At 68.6% G+C, this 14407-nt stretch carries 12 protein-coding genes and 1 tRNA gene; 5 read left to right on the top strand and 8 right to left on the bottom strand.

Annotated features, from left to right (window positions below; all coding sequences use genetic code 11):
• The first annotated feature begins 229 nt into the window (after window positions 1–229).
• Window positions 230–1273, top strand: a complete 1044-nt coding sequence (locus AGRA3207_RS23225; RefSeq protein ID WP_231329159.1) for a glycosyltransferase family 2 protein — start codon at window positions 230–232, stop codon at window positions 1271–1273.
• Window positions 1274–1276: 3 nt separating this feature from the next.
• On the top strand, window positions 1277–1441 hold the full coding sequence (locus AGRA3207_RS23220) for a hypothetical protein (RefSeq protein WP_231329158.1): 165 nt from the start codon (window positions 1277–1279) through the stop codon (window positions 1439–1441).
• Between the two features lie 414 nt (window positions 1442–1855).
• On the opposite strand, the gene AGRA3207_RS23215 is transcribed toward AGRA3207_RS23220, so the two are convergent.
• Complete coding sequence (locus AGRA3207_RS23215; protein ID WP_231329157.1) at window positions 1856–2557, bottom strand: response regulator transcription factor; 702 nt, start codon at window positions 2555–2557, stop codon at window positions 1856–1858.
• Complete coding sequence (locus AGRA3207_RS23210; protein ID WP_231329156.1) at window positions 2554–3732, bottom strand: sensor histidine kinase; 1179 nt, start codon at window positions 3730–3732, stop codon at window positions 2554–2556. Before AGRA3207_RS23210 ends, AGRA3207_RS23215 begins: the two co-directional genes overlap by 4 nt.
• Before the next feature lie 170 nt (window positions 3733–3902).
• Between AGRA3207_RS23210 and AGRA3207_RS23205 the strand changes: the two genes are divergently transcribed.
• A complete protein-coding gene (locus AGRA3207_RS23205; RefSeq protein ID WP_231329155.1) occupies window positions 3903–5435 on the top strand; it encodes an alpha/beta hydrolase in 1533 nt (510 codons plus the stop codon).
• Between the two features lie 285 nt (window positions 5436–5720).
• Here AGRA3207_RS23205 and AGRA3207_RS23200 read toward each other — a convergent pair.
• From AGRA3207_RS23200 to AGRA3207_RS23190, 3 genes are all read right to left on the bottom strand, one after another.
• Window positions 5721–5796: transfer RNA gene (locus AGRA3207_RS23200), tRNA-Thr, on the bottom strand.
• Window positions 5797–5861: 65 nt separating this feature from the next.
• On the bottom strand, window positions 5862–7346 hold the full coding sequence (locus AGRA3207_RS23195; protein WP_231329154.1) for an alpha/beta hydrolase: 1485 nt from the start codon (window positions 7344–7346) through the stop codon (window positions 5862–5864).
• A gap of 92 nt (window positions 7347–7438) precedes the next feature.
• On the bottom strand, window positions 7439–8155 hold the full coding sequence (locus AGRA3207_RS23190) for a TetR/AcrR family transcriptional regulator (protein WP_231329153.1): 717 nt from the start codon (window positions 8153–8155) through the stop codon (window positions 7439–7441).
• A 189-nt stretch (window positions 8156–8344) separates the two neighbouring features.
• Between AGRA3207_RS23190 and AGRA3207_RS23185 the strand changes: the two genes are divergently transcribed.
• On the top strand, window positions 8345–9733 hold the full coding sequence (locus AGRA3207_RS23185) for an MDR family MFS transporter (RefSeq protein WP_231329152.1): 1389 nt from the start codon (window positions 8345–8347) through the stop codon (window positions 9731–9733).
• Between the two features lie 1009 nt (window positions 9734–10742).
• Here AGRA3207_RS23185 and AGRA3207_RS23180 read toward each other — a convergent pair.
• Window positions 10743–11114: a VOC family protein gene (locus tag AGRA3207_RS23180; RefSeq protein ID WP_231329151.1), complete on the bottom strand. Its 372-nt coding sequence runs from the start codon at window positions 11112–11114 to the stop codon at window positions 10743–10745.
• A gap of 571 nt (window positions 11115–11685) precedes the next feature.
• Complete coding sequence (locus AGRA3207_RS23175; RefSeq protein WP_231329150.1) at window positions 11686–12228, bottom strand: dihydrofolate reductase family protein; 543 nt, start codon at window positions 12226–12228, stop codon at window positions 11686–11688.
• Window positions 12229–12578: 350 nt separating this feature from the next.
• On the opposite strand from AGRA3207_RS23175, the gene AGRA3207_RS23170 reads away from it, so the two are divergent.
• Window positions 12579–13298, top strand: a complete 720-nt coding sequence (locus tag AGRA3207_RS23170; RefSeq protein ID WP_231329149.1) for a DUF427 domain-containing protein — start codon at window positions 12579–12581, stop codon at window positions 13296–13298.
• Window positions 13299–13465: 167 nt separating this feature from the next.
• Here the strand turns inward: AGRA3207_RS23170 and AGRA3207_RS23165 are convergent, their stop codons facing one another.
• Window positions 13466–14290: a GNAT family N-acetyltransferase gene (locus AGRA3207_RS23165; protein ID WP_231329148.1), complete on the bottom strand. Its 825-nt coding sequence runs from the start codon at window positions 14288–14290 to the stop codon at window positions 13466–13468.
• Window positions 14291–14407: the final 117 nt, after the last annotated feature.

Below are 14407 nucleotides of genomic sequence, written 5' to 3'. Positions count from 1 at the left end.
CAGGGTGCCACGCAACGGACCGGCAGCCGCCCGGCGACCGGTCAGCGGTCGCCACCGCGCAATGCCCGGCCTCTCCCAGGCCACAACACCCGTGTCCGACCGGCTCCCCGCGACGATCGCACCACCCACAGCGCCGCGGTACGAGGTCGCGCCACCGTTCCCGCACGACCTTCCTCACCGCAGACGCAAGGACGACAGACGGGACCTACCACCCACACGCGCGGACGCGATGCGGGTCACGGTCCTGATCCCGGCGCACAACGAGGCGAAACAGATCACCGAGACGATCGCCTCACTCCGCGGCCAGGAACGCCCGCCGGACCAGATCGTGGTGATCGCGGACAACTGCACCGACGCCACCGCCGCGTTCGCGCAGCTCTGCGGCGTCGAGATCGTCGGCACCCGGGACAACGAGCACAAAAAGGCCGGCGCGCTGAACCAGGTCCTCGACCGCCTCCTGCCGATCTTCGGCCCGAACGACGCGATCATGGTGATGGACGCCGACTCGGCGCTGGACCCGGGCTTCATCCGGCACGGCGTCGCCTACCTCGCCACCGGCCGGTACGCCGCCGTCGGCGGCACCTTCACCGGCAAGCCGGGAGGTGGTGCGGTCGGCATGTTCCAGCGCAACGAGTACGCCCGATACGCCCGGGACGTCCGGCGCCTGCAGGGCAAGGCGCTCGTCCTCACCGGCACCGCGACGATCTTCCGCGCCACCACCCTCCAGGAGGTCGTCGCCGCCCGCCGCGAAGGCCACCTCCCCGGCCTGCCGCATGTCTACGACGTCCGCGTGCTCACCGAGGACAACGAACTGACCCTCGCCATCCTCCACCTCGGCTTCCGCATCCTCTGTCCCAGGGAGTGCACGCTCACCACCGAGGTCATGCCGACCTGGCGTGACCTCGCCCGGCAGAGGCTCCGCTGGAAGCGCGGCGCACTGGAGAACCTCGTCGACTATGGCTGGACGCCGATCACCCGCCCTTACTGGGGCCGCCAGTTGCTCTCCCTGATCGGCATCATCGTGATCACCGCCTACCTTGCCTCGCTCGCCTACTCGGTGATCTGGCTCGGCGGGATCAATCTCATACCCCTCTGGGCAGTCATCACCGTCATCTTCATGGTCGAGCGGGTGGTGAGCGTCCGGCAGCGCGGCGCCGTCCAGATGGCGCTCGCCTCCACCATCGTCGTCGAAATGACTTTCGACGTCTTCCTCCAGATGGTCCAGGCGCGCGCGTTCTGGCAGGCCATCTGGCGCAAAGAAAGGAAATGGTAGGTCATGTACAACAGTCCTCCCGTCGGCGGCGTAGCCGCCGGTTTCGGCGGCGCCGCCGCCGCGTCCACATGGCTCGGCCTCCAGGCACTCTGGCTCGGCCTAGCCCTCTTCACCCTGGTCTCGGCAGGAATGGCGGTGAAGCGGATCCTCCCCGCCCGAAAGGGCTGAATACGGATGAAGGCCGGCCCGCCCCGGCCTTCATCCGTACCGGCAGGTTCCGCCGGTGGACGGAATCACATGCGCACGACCCGGGTGGGCAGTGGCGGGATCACCATCAGGTGACCAATGTGGGGCCCGTGAGAAAGGGCCGCAGGCCGTCCCGAACACAGCACCCAGCCGACCGTCCACGCACGTTGCGGACACTACCGCTGCGGCTTCGACCCTCAGCGCCCACCACCCACGCCGCGATTCGTCGAACACGCTTCAACCAGCTCAAACGCTCCCCGCCACTCTCCATCGAGCACGCCGCCGGGGGCACCGCCCACGCCTACGGCGTCCGCAACGTCCCGCCCGGCTGACGGCCGACCGCGCCGCGGCGCGCCAGGCCCCGGACGGGCGGCTCGCCCCGCTGACCAGCGCGTGCTACGGGTCGGGGCGACCGTCAAGATCATGGATCACCAGGGCTATCTGGACGCGGTTCCGCAGGCCGAGTCGGGTGAGGACGCGGTTGAGCGCGCTCTTCACGCTCGACTCCGACAGGGCGAGGTCACGGGCGATCTGGCGGTTGGTCAGGCCGCGCGCGGCCAACCGGGCCACCTCGCGTTCCCGGTCGGTGAGGGCGTTCAGCCGGCCGGCGGGTGGTGCCGGGTGGTCGGCCAGCAGCGTCGGCGGGAGCGCGTTGACGGCGCGGATCAGTCGCTGGGTCACCGACGGCGCGAGCATGGCCTGGCCGTCGGCTATCACCGCGATCGCGTCGGCCAGGCGGTCGATCGAGCTGTCCTTCAGGATGTAGCCGGCCGCGCCGGCTCGGAGCGCGGCGTGGACGTACTCGTCGAGGTCGAAGGTCGTCAGCATCAGGACGCGTGGCCGTGGGATGTCGGCGTACGGCCAGTCGGCGAGGATGCGGCGGGTGGCCTCGACGCCGGTCATGCCGGGCATCCGCACGTCCATCAGCACAACGTCCGGTCGACACTCGAACGTCGTAGTGATGGCGCGCCGGCCGTCGGTGGCGGTACCGGCCAGTTCGGTGTCGTCGTGTCGTTCGAGGACGGCCCGAATGGCGTCGCGGACCAGTGGCTGGTCGTCGGCCACCACCACCCGGATCGGCCTCTCCCGTGAAGTCACGTCGGTTCCCGTGACCGGAGCACGGCGCTGACCCGCCAGCCGCGCTCGTGGGGGCCGGCGCTCAGGGTGCCGTCGTGCTGCGCGACTCGCTGACGCAGACCGACCAGGCCGAGTCCGGAGCCCGGGACGGGGGTGTGGCCGAGGCCCGGTGGACCGTTGTCGACGGTGACGGTCAGCATGTCGGCATCGCGCTGCAGCGCGATCCGCACATCGGTGGCGCCGGCGTGTTTGAGCACGTTGGTCAGTGCCTCCTGGACGATTCGGTACGCCGCTCGCTGGACGGCCGGACGGGTCTGACCCACTGGCCCGTCCACGCGCACGAACACCTGGCAACCGAGGGCGCGGGCGCTGTCGGCGAGCGCGTCGAGGGACGCGAGCGTCGGCTCGCGATCCGGGCCGGACGGTGACCGGTCGTCGGCGAGCAGCCGCAGGATGCCGCGCATCTCGTTGAGCGCGGTGTCCGCCGTCGAGGCGATACGCGCCACGCCGTCGGCGGCGCGTTCGGTGTCCGTGGGGAGCATGGTGGTCGTGACACGTGCCTGCATGGCGATCGCGCTCACGTGATGGGCGACCAGGTCGTGGAGATCACCGGCGATCCGGTTCCGCTCGGCCGCGACCGCGTCGCGGGCCCTGGCCTCCCGCTCGGCACGCAGCCGGGTCGCGTCTGACTGAAGACGGCGGAGGGTGACTCCCAGCAGCCAGATACCGGCCCCGAGTGTGCTGACCACGGCCATGTCGGCCAACGAGGATCCCGGTGCCGCCGACCCGGCCGACTGGCGCAGCGGGTCGGGGAGCAGGAGCGTCGCGCCGAGGACGCCGATCGCGGCGAGGCTGGCGGGCGCGGGGCTGTGGCGTGCCACCGCGTAGGTCGCGAACGCCAGGGTGAGCGCGCCTTCACTGGCCGAATCCAGCGACTCGCACGCGAGGTAGGTGGCGGCGAGCGCGCCCAGGACCGGCCAGGGATGGGAGCGGCGCCAGAGCAGCAGGACGCCCTGGGCAAGCGACAGTCCCGTCAGGGCGGCCGCGACGCCAAGCCCGACGCCGGGCGAGGCGGTGAGCCAGATCGCCAACGAGAGCAGCGTCAGCCCGGTGGCCAGCGACGCGTCCGTGGTCTTGGGTTTCGCCGCGAGGGCGCGGTGAAACCTGTCCGGCCATCGTGTCGGTGGTTCCTTCATCGCCTCAGCGGCCGATCTGTTCGGGCGGGTCACGGTCAGCATAAGGAATCACCCCACAGTGGTGCGCACATCGAAAGTTGCGCCGCCCCCATCTCCAGGGCGATGTGGGTCATCAGGGTTCCTTCCTACCGTCGGTTCCTCCACTCCGATCTCTCACTTAGGAGGAGTCAGTGCGTGTTCTTGGAACGGCCCTCGCGGTGGCCGGGCTGGCCGTCGGTGGGCTGCTCGTGCCCACGGAGCACGAGTCCGGTCTCGTCCGGTTCACCCATCAGCCGGTCGTCTGGACGGCCTGCGCGCGGGAGTCGGACGACGACACCGGCCGGCGCCTCGACCAGGCTGGTGCGCGGTGCGCCGAATTGCGGGTACCGCTGGACTACGGCGATCCCGGCGGTCGCACCCTGAAAGTGGCGATCTCGCGGCTGAAGGCCGCCGATCCCGCGCGCCGGCGCGGAGTCCTGCTGACCAACCCGGGCGGGCCCGGCTCTCCCGGACTGGACTTCGGCCTCGACGTGCGCACCGCGATGCGGGACGTCGCCGACGACTACGACCTGATCGGTTTCGACCCGCGCTTCATGGGCCGCAGTTCCCCGCTGTCGTGCGGGCAGGTCTCGTGGTGGCTGGCCTCTTCGGGTGTCCGTCGGTCGAGCTTCGACGCGGCCGTTCGCACCGCGCGCGATGTCGCCCAGGGGTGTCAGGAGCACGGGGACAACGCCCGACTGCTTCCGCACGCCTCCACGAGCAACACCGCCCGCGACATGGATGTGATTCGGGCCGCGCTGGACGAGCGCACGCTGTCGTACTACGGGGTCTCCTACGGCGCCGACCTCGGGGCCGTCTACACCCAGTTGTTTCCTGACACCTCCGACCGCATCGTCATCGACAGCTCCACGAACCCGGCGCGAACCCAGTACGAGTTGGGGCAGGACGCCGGAGAGACCCAGGAGACGGGTCTGGACGAGTGGGCCGCTTGGACCGCTGGACGTTCCGCCGAGTACGGCCTGGGCGACACGGCCGAGCGAGTGCGCGCGAACGTTCCCAGGCTGCTCGAACGGGCCGAGCGGGACCCGATCAAGATCGGTGGCTACCGGGTCGACCACCGGCTCCTCTCGGTCTTCCTGCGGAACATGGTCAGCCAGGAGGACAACGACGCCACGCTGGCCCGTTCCGTACGCGATCTCCGGGACGCGGCCGTGGGACGGCGGGTCACGCCCAACCCCGAACTCGCCGCCTTCCTCAAGACCTTCACCGGCCCCTTGGTGAGCACATTCGTGCCCGGCGTGACCGCCGTGATGTGCGCCGACGCCGGATGGCCCGCCGGGGGCTGGCCACGCGACCGCGAGCGGTACTGGCACGACAACCAGGCCCTCCGTCGCTCCCAGCCCGTCTTCGGCGCGCTGAACACCGCGATCTCGCCCTGCGCCTTCTGGAAGTTCCCGCCGCGCGAGCCCGCCACCACGATCGGCAACCGTGTGCCGCTGCTGATGGTTCAGGCGCGTCGCGACAACAACACCCCGTACAGCGGGGCCCAAGCCCTGCATCAGAAACTCACCGGCTCCCGACTGGTCACCGTGGACCTGCGAGCCCACGGCGTCTACACGCGAGGTGGTGAGGGTCTGCCCGTCAACGCCTGCGCCGACGACGCCGTCAACGCCTATCTCCGCACCGGAACCCTTCCCCCCAAAGACCTCAACTGCGCCAAGTAGTGCCTTGTTCGGTGATGGCGGTATCACGATGCCCGCCAAAGCGGGCAGGCCATGCAGGCACTAGGTCGTTCCCGTGGCGGGTTCACCACCAAGATGGACGTTGCAGCGGCTCGGGCACGCCGATGCGGCGATCACGCAAGCGGGTCTGCGCGCACGTGATCCGCTCGGCCGAGGTGGCCGCAGCTGACGTGTTCGCGCGGGCATGGGCGAAGTGGCTTAAGAGGCTGCTGTTAGCAAGCCTGTTAGCGAAAGCCCCCTTGCGAAGATCGCAAGGGGGCTTTGAGCTGGAGCCGCCTATCGGAATCGAACCGATGACCTATTCATTACGAGTGAATCGCTCTGCCGACTGAGCTAAGGCGGCCTGCCGTGCGGGGCACGGCGGGATGCAGTCTACCGGGTGTTGGGGTGTGGGTGCGCACCGGTTATTCAGCGGCAGACCGTGCCGGGCTTGGGGGGCTCGGTGGTGACCAGGTACCTGTCGGTGGCCTGGGTGATGCAGGGGTTGCCCTGGAGGTAGGCGGTGTGGCCGTCACCGTCGAGGGTGAGGAGGACGCCGCTGGAGAGCTGGGAGGCGAGACTCTGCGCCCACTTGTACGGAGTGGCAGGGTCGCGAAGGGTGCCGATGACGACGATGGGTGCGGCGCCCTTAGCGGTGATCGGGCCGGGCTGCTTCTTCGTCTGGACGGGCCAGTAGACGCATGGGAGACCGCCCCAGACGACGAAGGGGCCGAACCGGGGGGCGACCTTCTGCGCTTCGTCGGCGGCCTTGCCGTACTCCTTGGCGGAGGACGGGTTGGGCTTGTCGACGCAGTTGACGGCCATGTTGGCGTCGGTCTGGTTGCTGTAGGAGCCGTCTGCCTTGCGCTCGACCATCTGGTCGGCGAGCGTCACGAGGAGCGTGCCGTCCGACTTTTGCATGGCCTGTGTCAGGGCCTGGCGCAGGATGGGCCAGTACTCCTTGAGGTAGAGGGCCGTGGCGATGCCCATGACGGCCAGGGACTCGGTGACCTTCCGCGTGTCACGGGTGTTGGCGAGGGGCTTCTTGTCGGTCTCGGCCATGAACGCGGTGATTTTGGCGAGGGCGGCATCCGTGGACGTGCCCAGGGGACAGTTCGGCTTCTTGACGCAGTCCTCGGCGAAGGCGCGGAAGGCCGTCTCGAATCCTTTGGCCTGTTCGATCAGGAGTCCGGTGGACGACGCCTTGGGATCGACGGCACCGTCCAGGACGAGGGCGCGGACGTTGGACGGGAACTGCTCGGCGTAGAAGGCACCCAGGTAGGTGCCGTAGGAGGCGCCGTAGTAGGTGAGCTTTTTGTCGCCGACGGTGGCGCGTAGCACGTCGATGTCGCGGGCGGCGTTCGTGGTGCCGACGTACGGGAGCTCTGCGGCGGCCTTGGCCCTGCAGTTCTGGGCGAAGTTCTTGCTGGCCGCAGCGAAGGCGTCCGTCTCCTTCTGGTCGTCCGGGGACGAGTCGGTGGAGAAGAACTGGTCCAGTTGGGGGCCGGTGTTGCAGCGGACGGGGCCGCTCTTGCCCACACCCCGGGGATCGAAGCCCACGATGTCGAATCGCTTACGCAGATCGGCGCCGAAGCCTTCGGCCGCCTGGCGGATGAAGTCGACACCCGAACCGCCCGGGCCGCCGGGATTGGTGAAGAGGGAGCCGATGCGGTTTGACTTGTCCCGTGCAGGGAGTCTGATGAGTGCGATGTCCAGCTTCTCGCCGGACGGCTTGGCATAGTCCAGGGGCACTTGGGCGGTTGCGCACTGGAAACTGCCACCGCAGCCCTTCCAGGACAGTTGCTGGTTGTAGAACGTGTCAAGCCCCGCAGGGGCGCTCGTCGAGGAGACGGCTTCGTTCTGGCCGCCGACGGCATTGCAACCGGTCGCTGCCACCGCCAGCGCTGTGGCCACGCTGATGAGCCTCGCTGCCCGCACCCTGGTCCCCGTCTCGTTGTAGCGGCCTGTATGCCGACGCCTACGCTACGTCGACACGGTGTCCGAAGCTACTTCTCTCTGTATTCGTGTTCGATGCCGTCCAGGAGCCACTTAAGGCCGCGGTCGAAGCTGTCCTGTCCGTAGATACCGGCCTCGAACACGGGTTTGAGGTAGGGAAATTTGCCACTATCCATGAGTGAACGGACGTATGCCTGCTCCAGAAGGCTGCGTTGTGCCTGCTGCATACCGTTCTCGCCCAGCTCACGGATGCGCTGCTCGCGGAGCGTGAACCCGAGCATGTAGTGGTCGACGGCGGTGATGATCGCCAGCATCGACTTCGGATCGTCGGTGAGGCGCGCCGCGGCGGCGAGGGACTGCTCCGCGTGTCTCAGGCCGTTCGGGCCGACACGGAGCGAGCGACCGGCGATCTGGAACATCCAGGGATGTCTGAGGCCGGTGTCGCGTTCCCGGCATGCGATTTCCAGTATCGCTTCGCGCCAGTCGTCCGGGATCTCCCCCTCGATCAGCACCTCCTCCGCGACCACGTCGTACATGAGGTCGAAGAGCTCTTCCTTGGCGTCGATGTGGGTGTAGAGGCTCATCGCGCGGACCCCCAGCTCACCGGCGATGCGGCGGATCGACACCGCGTCCAGGCCATCGGTGTCCGCGATCTTGATCGCGGTCTCGACGATCGCCTCCCTGGTCAGCTTCGGACGGCGGCCGCCCCGAGGCCGCGTCCACACGTCGCCCGGCCGTTCGCGAGAGCCCCTGGAAGTACCTGCCACGACAGCGATCGTACGCGATACGGCGTATCGATACGCTGTACGGATCGAGCGATACGGTGTACGGTATTACCGATACAGCGTACGGAAGGAGGCGGGATGGAGACCATGGCGACCGCATCTCCCCAGGTGAGCAGGGGGATCGATACACGCCTACGCAATCTCGCGATCGTGGTCGTGCTCGGTGCGATCATGACCGTTCTCGACAGCACCCTCGTCAATGTCGCGATCAGCGCGCTCGGCGAGGACTTCACGACCTCGCTCTCGACCATCCAGTGGGTCGTGACCGGCTACACGCTGGCGCTGTCCATGGCGATCCCGCTGACGGGCTGGTCGGCGCGGCGGTTCGGCACCAGGACGATGTGGCTCGTCTCGCTCGGGCTGTTCATCGGCGGCTCGCTGCTGTGCGGGCTGGCCTGGTCGGTGCCCTCGTTGATCGTGTTCCGCGTCCTGCAAGGACTCGGAGGCGGGATGCTGATGCCGATCGGGCAGACCATGCTCGTCCGGGAGGCGGGTGCCGACCGGATGGGACGCGCGATGAGCATCGTCTCAGTCCCCGCGATGCTCGCGCCGGTACTCGGGCCGCTCCTCGGTGGCGTGATCGTCGACCATCTGAGCTGGCGGTGGATGTTCTACGTCAACATCCCGTTCTGCGCGGTCGCGCTGCTGGCGGCGGTGCGGATGCTGCCACGCGACACCGAGCGCGACACCGGCGCCCGGCTGGACCTCCTCGGCATCCTGCTCCTCTCGCCTGGCCTGGCGGCCCTGGTATATGGACTTTCCGAGGCCGGGAACGGTACGAGCATGACCGGTGCACGCTTTCTCGGAAGCGCCATCGCCGGCGTCGTCCTGGTGGTCGCGTTCATCGTGCACGCGATACGCAAGGGCGAGGGTGCGCTCATCGACGTCCGGCGGCTGAGCACACGGGCCTTCACGAGCGCTACCGGCGGGTTCTTCCTTTACAGCGCGGCGATGTTCGGACTGATGATCCTGATCCCCCTGTTCGCCCGGATCGTCCGAGACGAGTCGGCCCTGGACGCCGGCTGGCTGCTGGCCCCCTTGGGCGTCGGCGCGATGATCACGATGCTGGTCTCCGGGAGGCTGGTCGACAGGTTCGGCGGCCGCTGGATGGCCGCGACCGGGGTGGTCATCGTCCTCGCCGGGACGCTCGTCCTCACCTCACTCGACCTCACGACCCCACGCACCGTGATCATCGGGGCGATGTTCGCCGTGGGTATCGGACACGGCATGATCGCCCCTTCGCTCATAGCGATGAGCTACCAGGGGCTGCCACCCACCGCGATCCCGACCGCGACGACCGGCGTGAACATCATGGTCCGCGTCGGCAGTTCGTTCGGCACCGCCATGGCGGCCGTCATCCTCCAGATCGCGATCCGGGACGAGATCCCGGGTTCGAGCGGCGGCCTGAACGAAGCGGCCACGCAACCGCCGGCACTGCTGACGAGCGCCTTCACCGAGACCTTCTGGTGGACGGCCGCGCTCCTGCTCGCCGCCCTCATCCCCGTCCTGTTCTTCCCCCGCAGGAGGCACGCTTTGCGTAAGGGGCCCACAACCTTGTAGGACGCATCCCCCGCTCATCGGGCGTCTTACTGCGCCACGATCCGGCGTCGGCGAGCAGCGGCTGCCCAGCGACCCGAGGCACGGAGATACTGCCATGGCGAGAGTCCGACGAGTTGAGGTGCCGGCCCTTGGCCTACCGAGAAGCCGAGGTGCCGAGGCGCGGCGGCGCCACAGTGTCGAAACGCCGAGGTACCGAAGCCTCGCAACGTCGAGGCAGCCCCCACGTCCCCACGCCGCCGTCCGCTATGCCGGAGCCTCACAGCACCGAGTCGCCCCGCTGCCGCAGCGCCCCCGTATCCCCGCGCCGCAGTGTCGCATTGCTAGGCACCCGCACCCACGCGCCGACGTGCCGACGTGCCGAAGCACCGGCGTGTGCTCGTGCGGCCGTGCCGAAAAGCCACCGTCCCGGAGTACCACCGCCCCCCGGAGTGTCACCGTCCCGGAGTGCGCCGTGCCACCGCCTCGGAGTGCCGCCGTGCCGGAGCACCAGCGTGTCGCCATGCCGCCGTGCCGGAACGCCGCCGTGCCGGGGCACTACCGCCCCCGAGTGCTGCCGTCCCGGTGCCGCCGTGCCGAAGCACCGGCGTGTCCCCGTGCCGCCGCGCCGGAACGCCGCCGTGCCGGGGCACTACCGCCCCCGAGTGCTGCCGTCCCGGTGCCGCCGTGCCGAAGCACCGGCGTGTCCCCGTGCCGCCGTGCCGGAAAGCCACCGTGCCGGAAAGCCACCGTGCCGGAGGACCACCATGGCGGAGTGACGAGGTGGCGGAGCGCTCCTGCATTTCCGTGCCGGAGCGCCGTGGCGTCGAGGCGTCTCGTTGGGTGGGGCGCTACCGGCGTCGGGGTTGGGAGGCCGAGCGGCACCAGCGGGGCCCGCGCCAGACCCAGCAGGGGGTGCTGGACCGTTGTCGCGAGTCGCGTGTCGGTCCCGGCCAGATCGCCGTCGTGGTCGGGGCGCCGCCCGGGACGGTCACGCGGATCTGCGTCCGATGTTGGTGGTGGGGGCTGGTGTTCAGGTTAGGCGGGCTCGTAGGAGGCAGAATTCGTTGCCTTCCGGGTCGGCCAGGACGTGCCAGGGCTCCTCACCGGTCTGGCCGATGTCAGCCGGGCGCGCTCCGATCTCCAGAAGGCGTTGGAGTTCGGCGTCCTGATCACGGTCGGTGGCGTTGACGTCGATGTGCAATCGCGCCTTGCCGGTCTTGGGCTCGGTGGTGGGGCTGAAGATCAGAGTCGGCTGCAGTCCCCCGAAGCCTTCCCGTGGTCCGATCTCCACAGCGCCGTCCTCGGTGTGGAGCACGATGAAGCCCAGTACCTCGCACCAGAACGCTGCCAGCTGCTGCGGGTCCCGGCATTCGATCACCAGCTCAGAAATGCGACAGGCCATGACGGGCACCCTAGGCAGCGAACGGAGCCCGTGGCCACCGCTTTTGCGCCGCCCTGCGGCGGAGCTGGGCCAGTCGAGAGGAGTCGGCGTGGGACCCCAGTGGGGTTTGACCGATGGTCATCTCGTGGTGCTAGTGCGGTGACCGCCTCTTCACCGGGTTGGTGACATGCCCGTTGGTGTCCGTGATGGCGGGGCTTGTCGGCATCGGCCTCGATAGCGACCAGATTGCTGTGGAGGGTGAGGCCATCGGGTGGCAGAGCCGGTTCGGGCACGTCGGCTGAGTGACCGGGAAGGTTCCTACGCGTTCGGCCAACCCGATCGAGACTCAGTTCGGGCCTTCGCGGACCTTTGTGATGGACGACCATCCCACCACGCCGTGCTCGCCCACAGGCTGCACGCCTACCTGCGGTGGCGTAACGCCGACTGCCGCCATCCGGTGTCCTGGCCGCCGAGCGCCGCCAACGCGTCCGCAGCCGATGGCAACGGCGCCGGGGCGGCCTTCGCGCCGAGGTGGCGCGATCAAACCCTGCGAACGTTCGTGGTCACCGCACTCGCTGCCCGAGGGCCGCGCCTACTTTCGCACGCGGAAGCGGAGCATCGTGATGGCGCCCGACTGCGTGTTGCTGAAAGGTTCCAGGTCGATCCTGTTGAGGCTTGGGGGTGAGAAGCGGACGCCGTCGCCCAGTAGCACCGGTAGGACATACACCAGGATCTCGTCGACGAGCCCGCGTTGCAGGCACTGGGCGGCCACGTCGGCGCCGAGGATCTCCAGGTTCTTGCCGCCCGCGGCGCCGCGTGCCGTGGCAACGGCTTCCTCAAGTCCACAGGTGAGGAATGTGACGGTGGGGTCCGGCTCCTCGGGCGGCCTGTGCGTGAGGACGAACTGTGCTCCCCCGTCGTAGGCGGTGTCCTGGTCTGCCATACGCTTGGCGACCTCGTATGTGCCCCGGCCGATGAGCATTGCGCCCGTGGCCGCCATGACCTCCGGGACCTCGGCCGCGGTCAGGTACTCGGCGATCCAGTCCATCGCGTGGCCAGGCCCGGCGATGAAGCCGTCCAGCGACATCGCCCGGTTCACGACCACCTTGCCGGTGCCGAAGCCAACATCACTCATGCGTCTTCTCCGCGGATCCCGGAAACCCGAGGCCGGGTCATCGTTCGGCCGGTGGGGAGTTGCAAGCGTATCTGCGGTGGCGAAACGCGATCAACCGGCAGCCGGGTGTGTTGGCCGGGTCGGATGACCAAGCCGATGATCTTTTGTGGTCACTGCACTCGCTGGGTGTTGTCCGTTGGCCGGTTTCCGACCTGCGGTGGGCGGAGCTGTGGGGTCTGGGCGAGCGCGGCCTGTCGTGCCGGGGCTTGGCGGACACGCGAGGGCCGTCGAGTTGGGGGATGTGGGTTGGTTTGTGAAATAGCGGCGGAGGACGGGCTGTTGGCTCCGTCATGGGCATAGGACACGTTGACTTGCGCGGCCGGATCGAGCCTGGCGTCCGGCGGGTCAGGGCTTACCTCGGTGGCGCGCTGGTGGTCGACACCACCGCGCCGTCCCTCGTCTGGGAGAACTCCTACTACCCGACCTACTATCTGCCGGTGGCGGACGTGCGGGCCGAGCTCGTCGAGGACGGGCCGGGACGCGACGGCGGCACCGTCTACACCGTGAGGGTGGACGGCGCGCAGGCCCCCGGCGCTGCGCTGCGGCATGCCGACTCACCGGTGGAGGAACTGCGGGACCTCGTCCGACTCGACTGGAACGCAATGGACGCCTGGTTCGAGGAGGACGAGGAGGTCTTCGTCCATCCGCGCAGTCCGTATACGCGTGTTGACGTGTTGCCCAGTTCACGGAATGTCCGCGTGGAGGTGGACGGCGTGACGGTGGCGGAATCGTCCAGCCCCCGGCTGCTGTTCGAGACGGGCCTGCCGGTGCGGTACTACCTGCCGAAGACGCATGTGCGGATGGACCTGCTGGAGCACACCGACACCATCACCCGTTGTCCCTACAAGGGGGACGCCGAGTACTGGGCGGTGCGAGCGGGAGGCGAGGTCCACAAGGATCTGGCGTGGTCGTACCCGACGCCGCTGGAAGAGAGCCGCAATGTCGCCGGTCTGGTCTGCTTCTACAGCGAGAAAGTCGACATCTTCGTCGATGGTGTCAAGCAGGATCGGCCGAAGACGAAATTCGCCTGATCAGAGCCGTGATCGCGGACCTTGTTGACTTCGTCGTGGTCACCGCTGGGTTTCCTGGCCCTCGTCTCCGTCGCATGACGGTGGATCGCGAATGGGCTCTTCGGGCCGAGGGCTGGGAGCGGAGGCTCTTGCACGCCGGGTGAGTGGGAAGTAGACGTGGCCGTCGGTCAGCCTAGTGTTTGCGCTACTGGCAGGAAGAGGCGCGCGGGGTCGTTCGCGATGGGCTTGCCGCGTTCCATGACCGTGGTGCTGGACGCCGCGCGGAGGCCCTGCTTCTCCGCCCACTCGATGACCTCTGGATGCCGGTGGTCGATGTCCAGACGCATCGGCTCCGGGACGGTCAGTTCGTTGGCCAGCGTCAAGGCGGTCTTCTCGTCTCGGGCGATAAGCGGGCCCATCATCGCCTGGTCTCCATTCCGCCAGCGGCCACCGAAACCCAGAAGGCCGGTCGCGGAGCGGACGACGCGGAAGTCCTCTGAGAACGACGCCAGTTTCTCCATGAGGGCCGTGCGCGGTGCTCCGAAGACCTCTGTGTCGAGTCGGATCACGTCTGGGATGTCCTCCGGGGTCGCCGGCCTGGTCTTGTCTCCCCTGTGCGGGCCCTTGGGCGTGCCCTTGTAGGTTGTGCTGCGGCCGACCTCCCGGAAACCCAGGCGCTCATATAGCGGACGGCCGTGTTCCGTCGCGGTGAGGCTGAAGCCGGCGGTGCCAGCGTGTTCCATTGCGTGGCGCATGAGCTTTCCGGCGATGCCTTGGCGCTCGTAGCGTTGCGCGGTCAGCACCATGCTGATGGCGGCCACGTCTCTTCCGTACGGGGTGGACACGGCTGTCCCGGCGAGGCCGTCACCGTCCGGGGCGTCGAGGCCCCAGATGTCGCCGACGGCGAACAGCAGCCGCCATTGACGGTCTCCCGCCCCCCAGTCGCGGCCGATGGCGAGGCGTTGGCAGTCGGGCAGGTCGTCGAGGCCGAGCCGCCGTACGGTCGTGTCCATTCAGGTCGCTCCCCCGTGTCGCTCGCCGCCCTATCGGACCTAGCCCCCGCCCTATCGGACCCTAGATCGGGTTCGTCCAGGTACCAACTTGATTTGCGGGGCGCGGATCAAGGTCCC

This window comes from Actinomadura graeca (assembly GCF_019175365.1).
GTDB classification, from domain to species: Bacteria; Actinomycetota; Actinomycetes; order Streptosporangiales; family Streptosporangiaceae; genus Spirillospora; species Spirillospora graeca.
The sequence above is the reverse complement of the archived record's forward strand: the minus strand, read 5'-3'. Positions and strand labels throughout refer to the sequence as shown.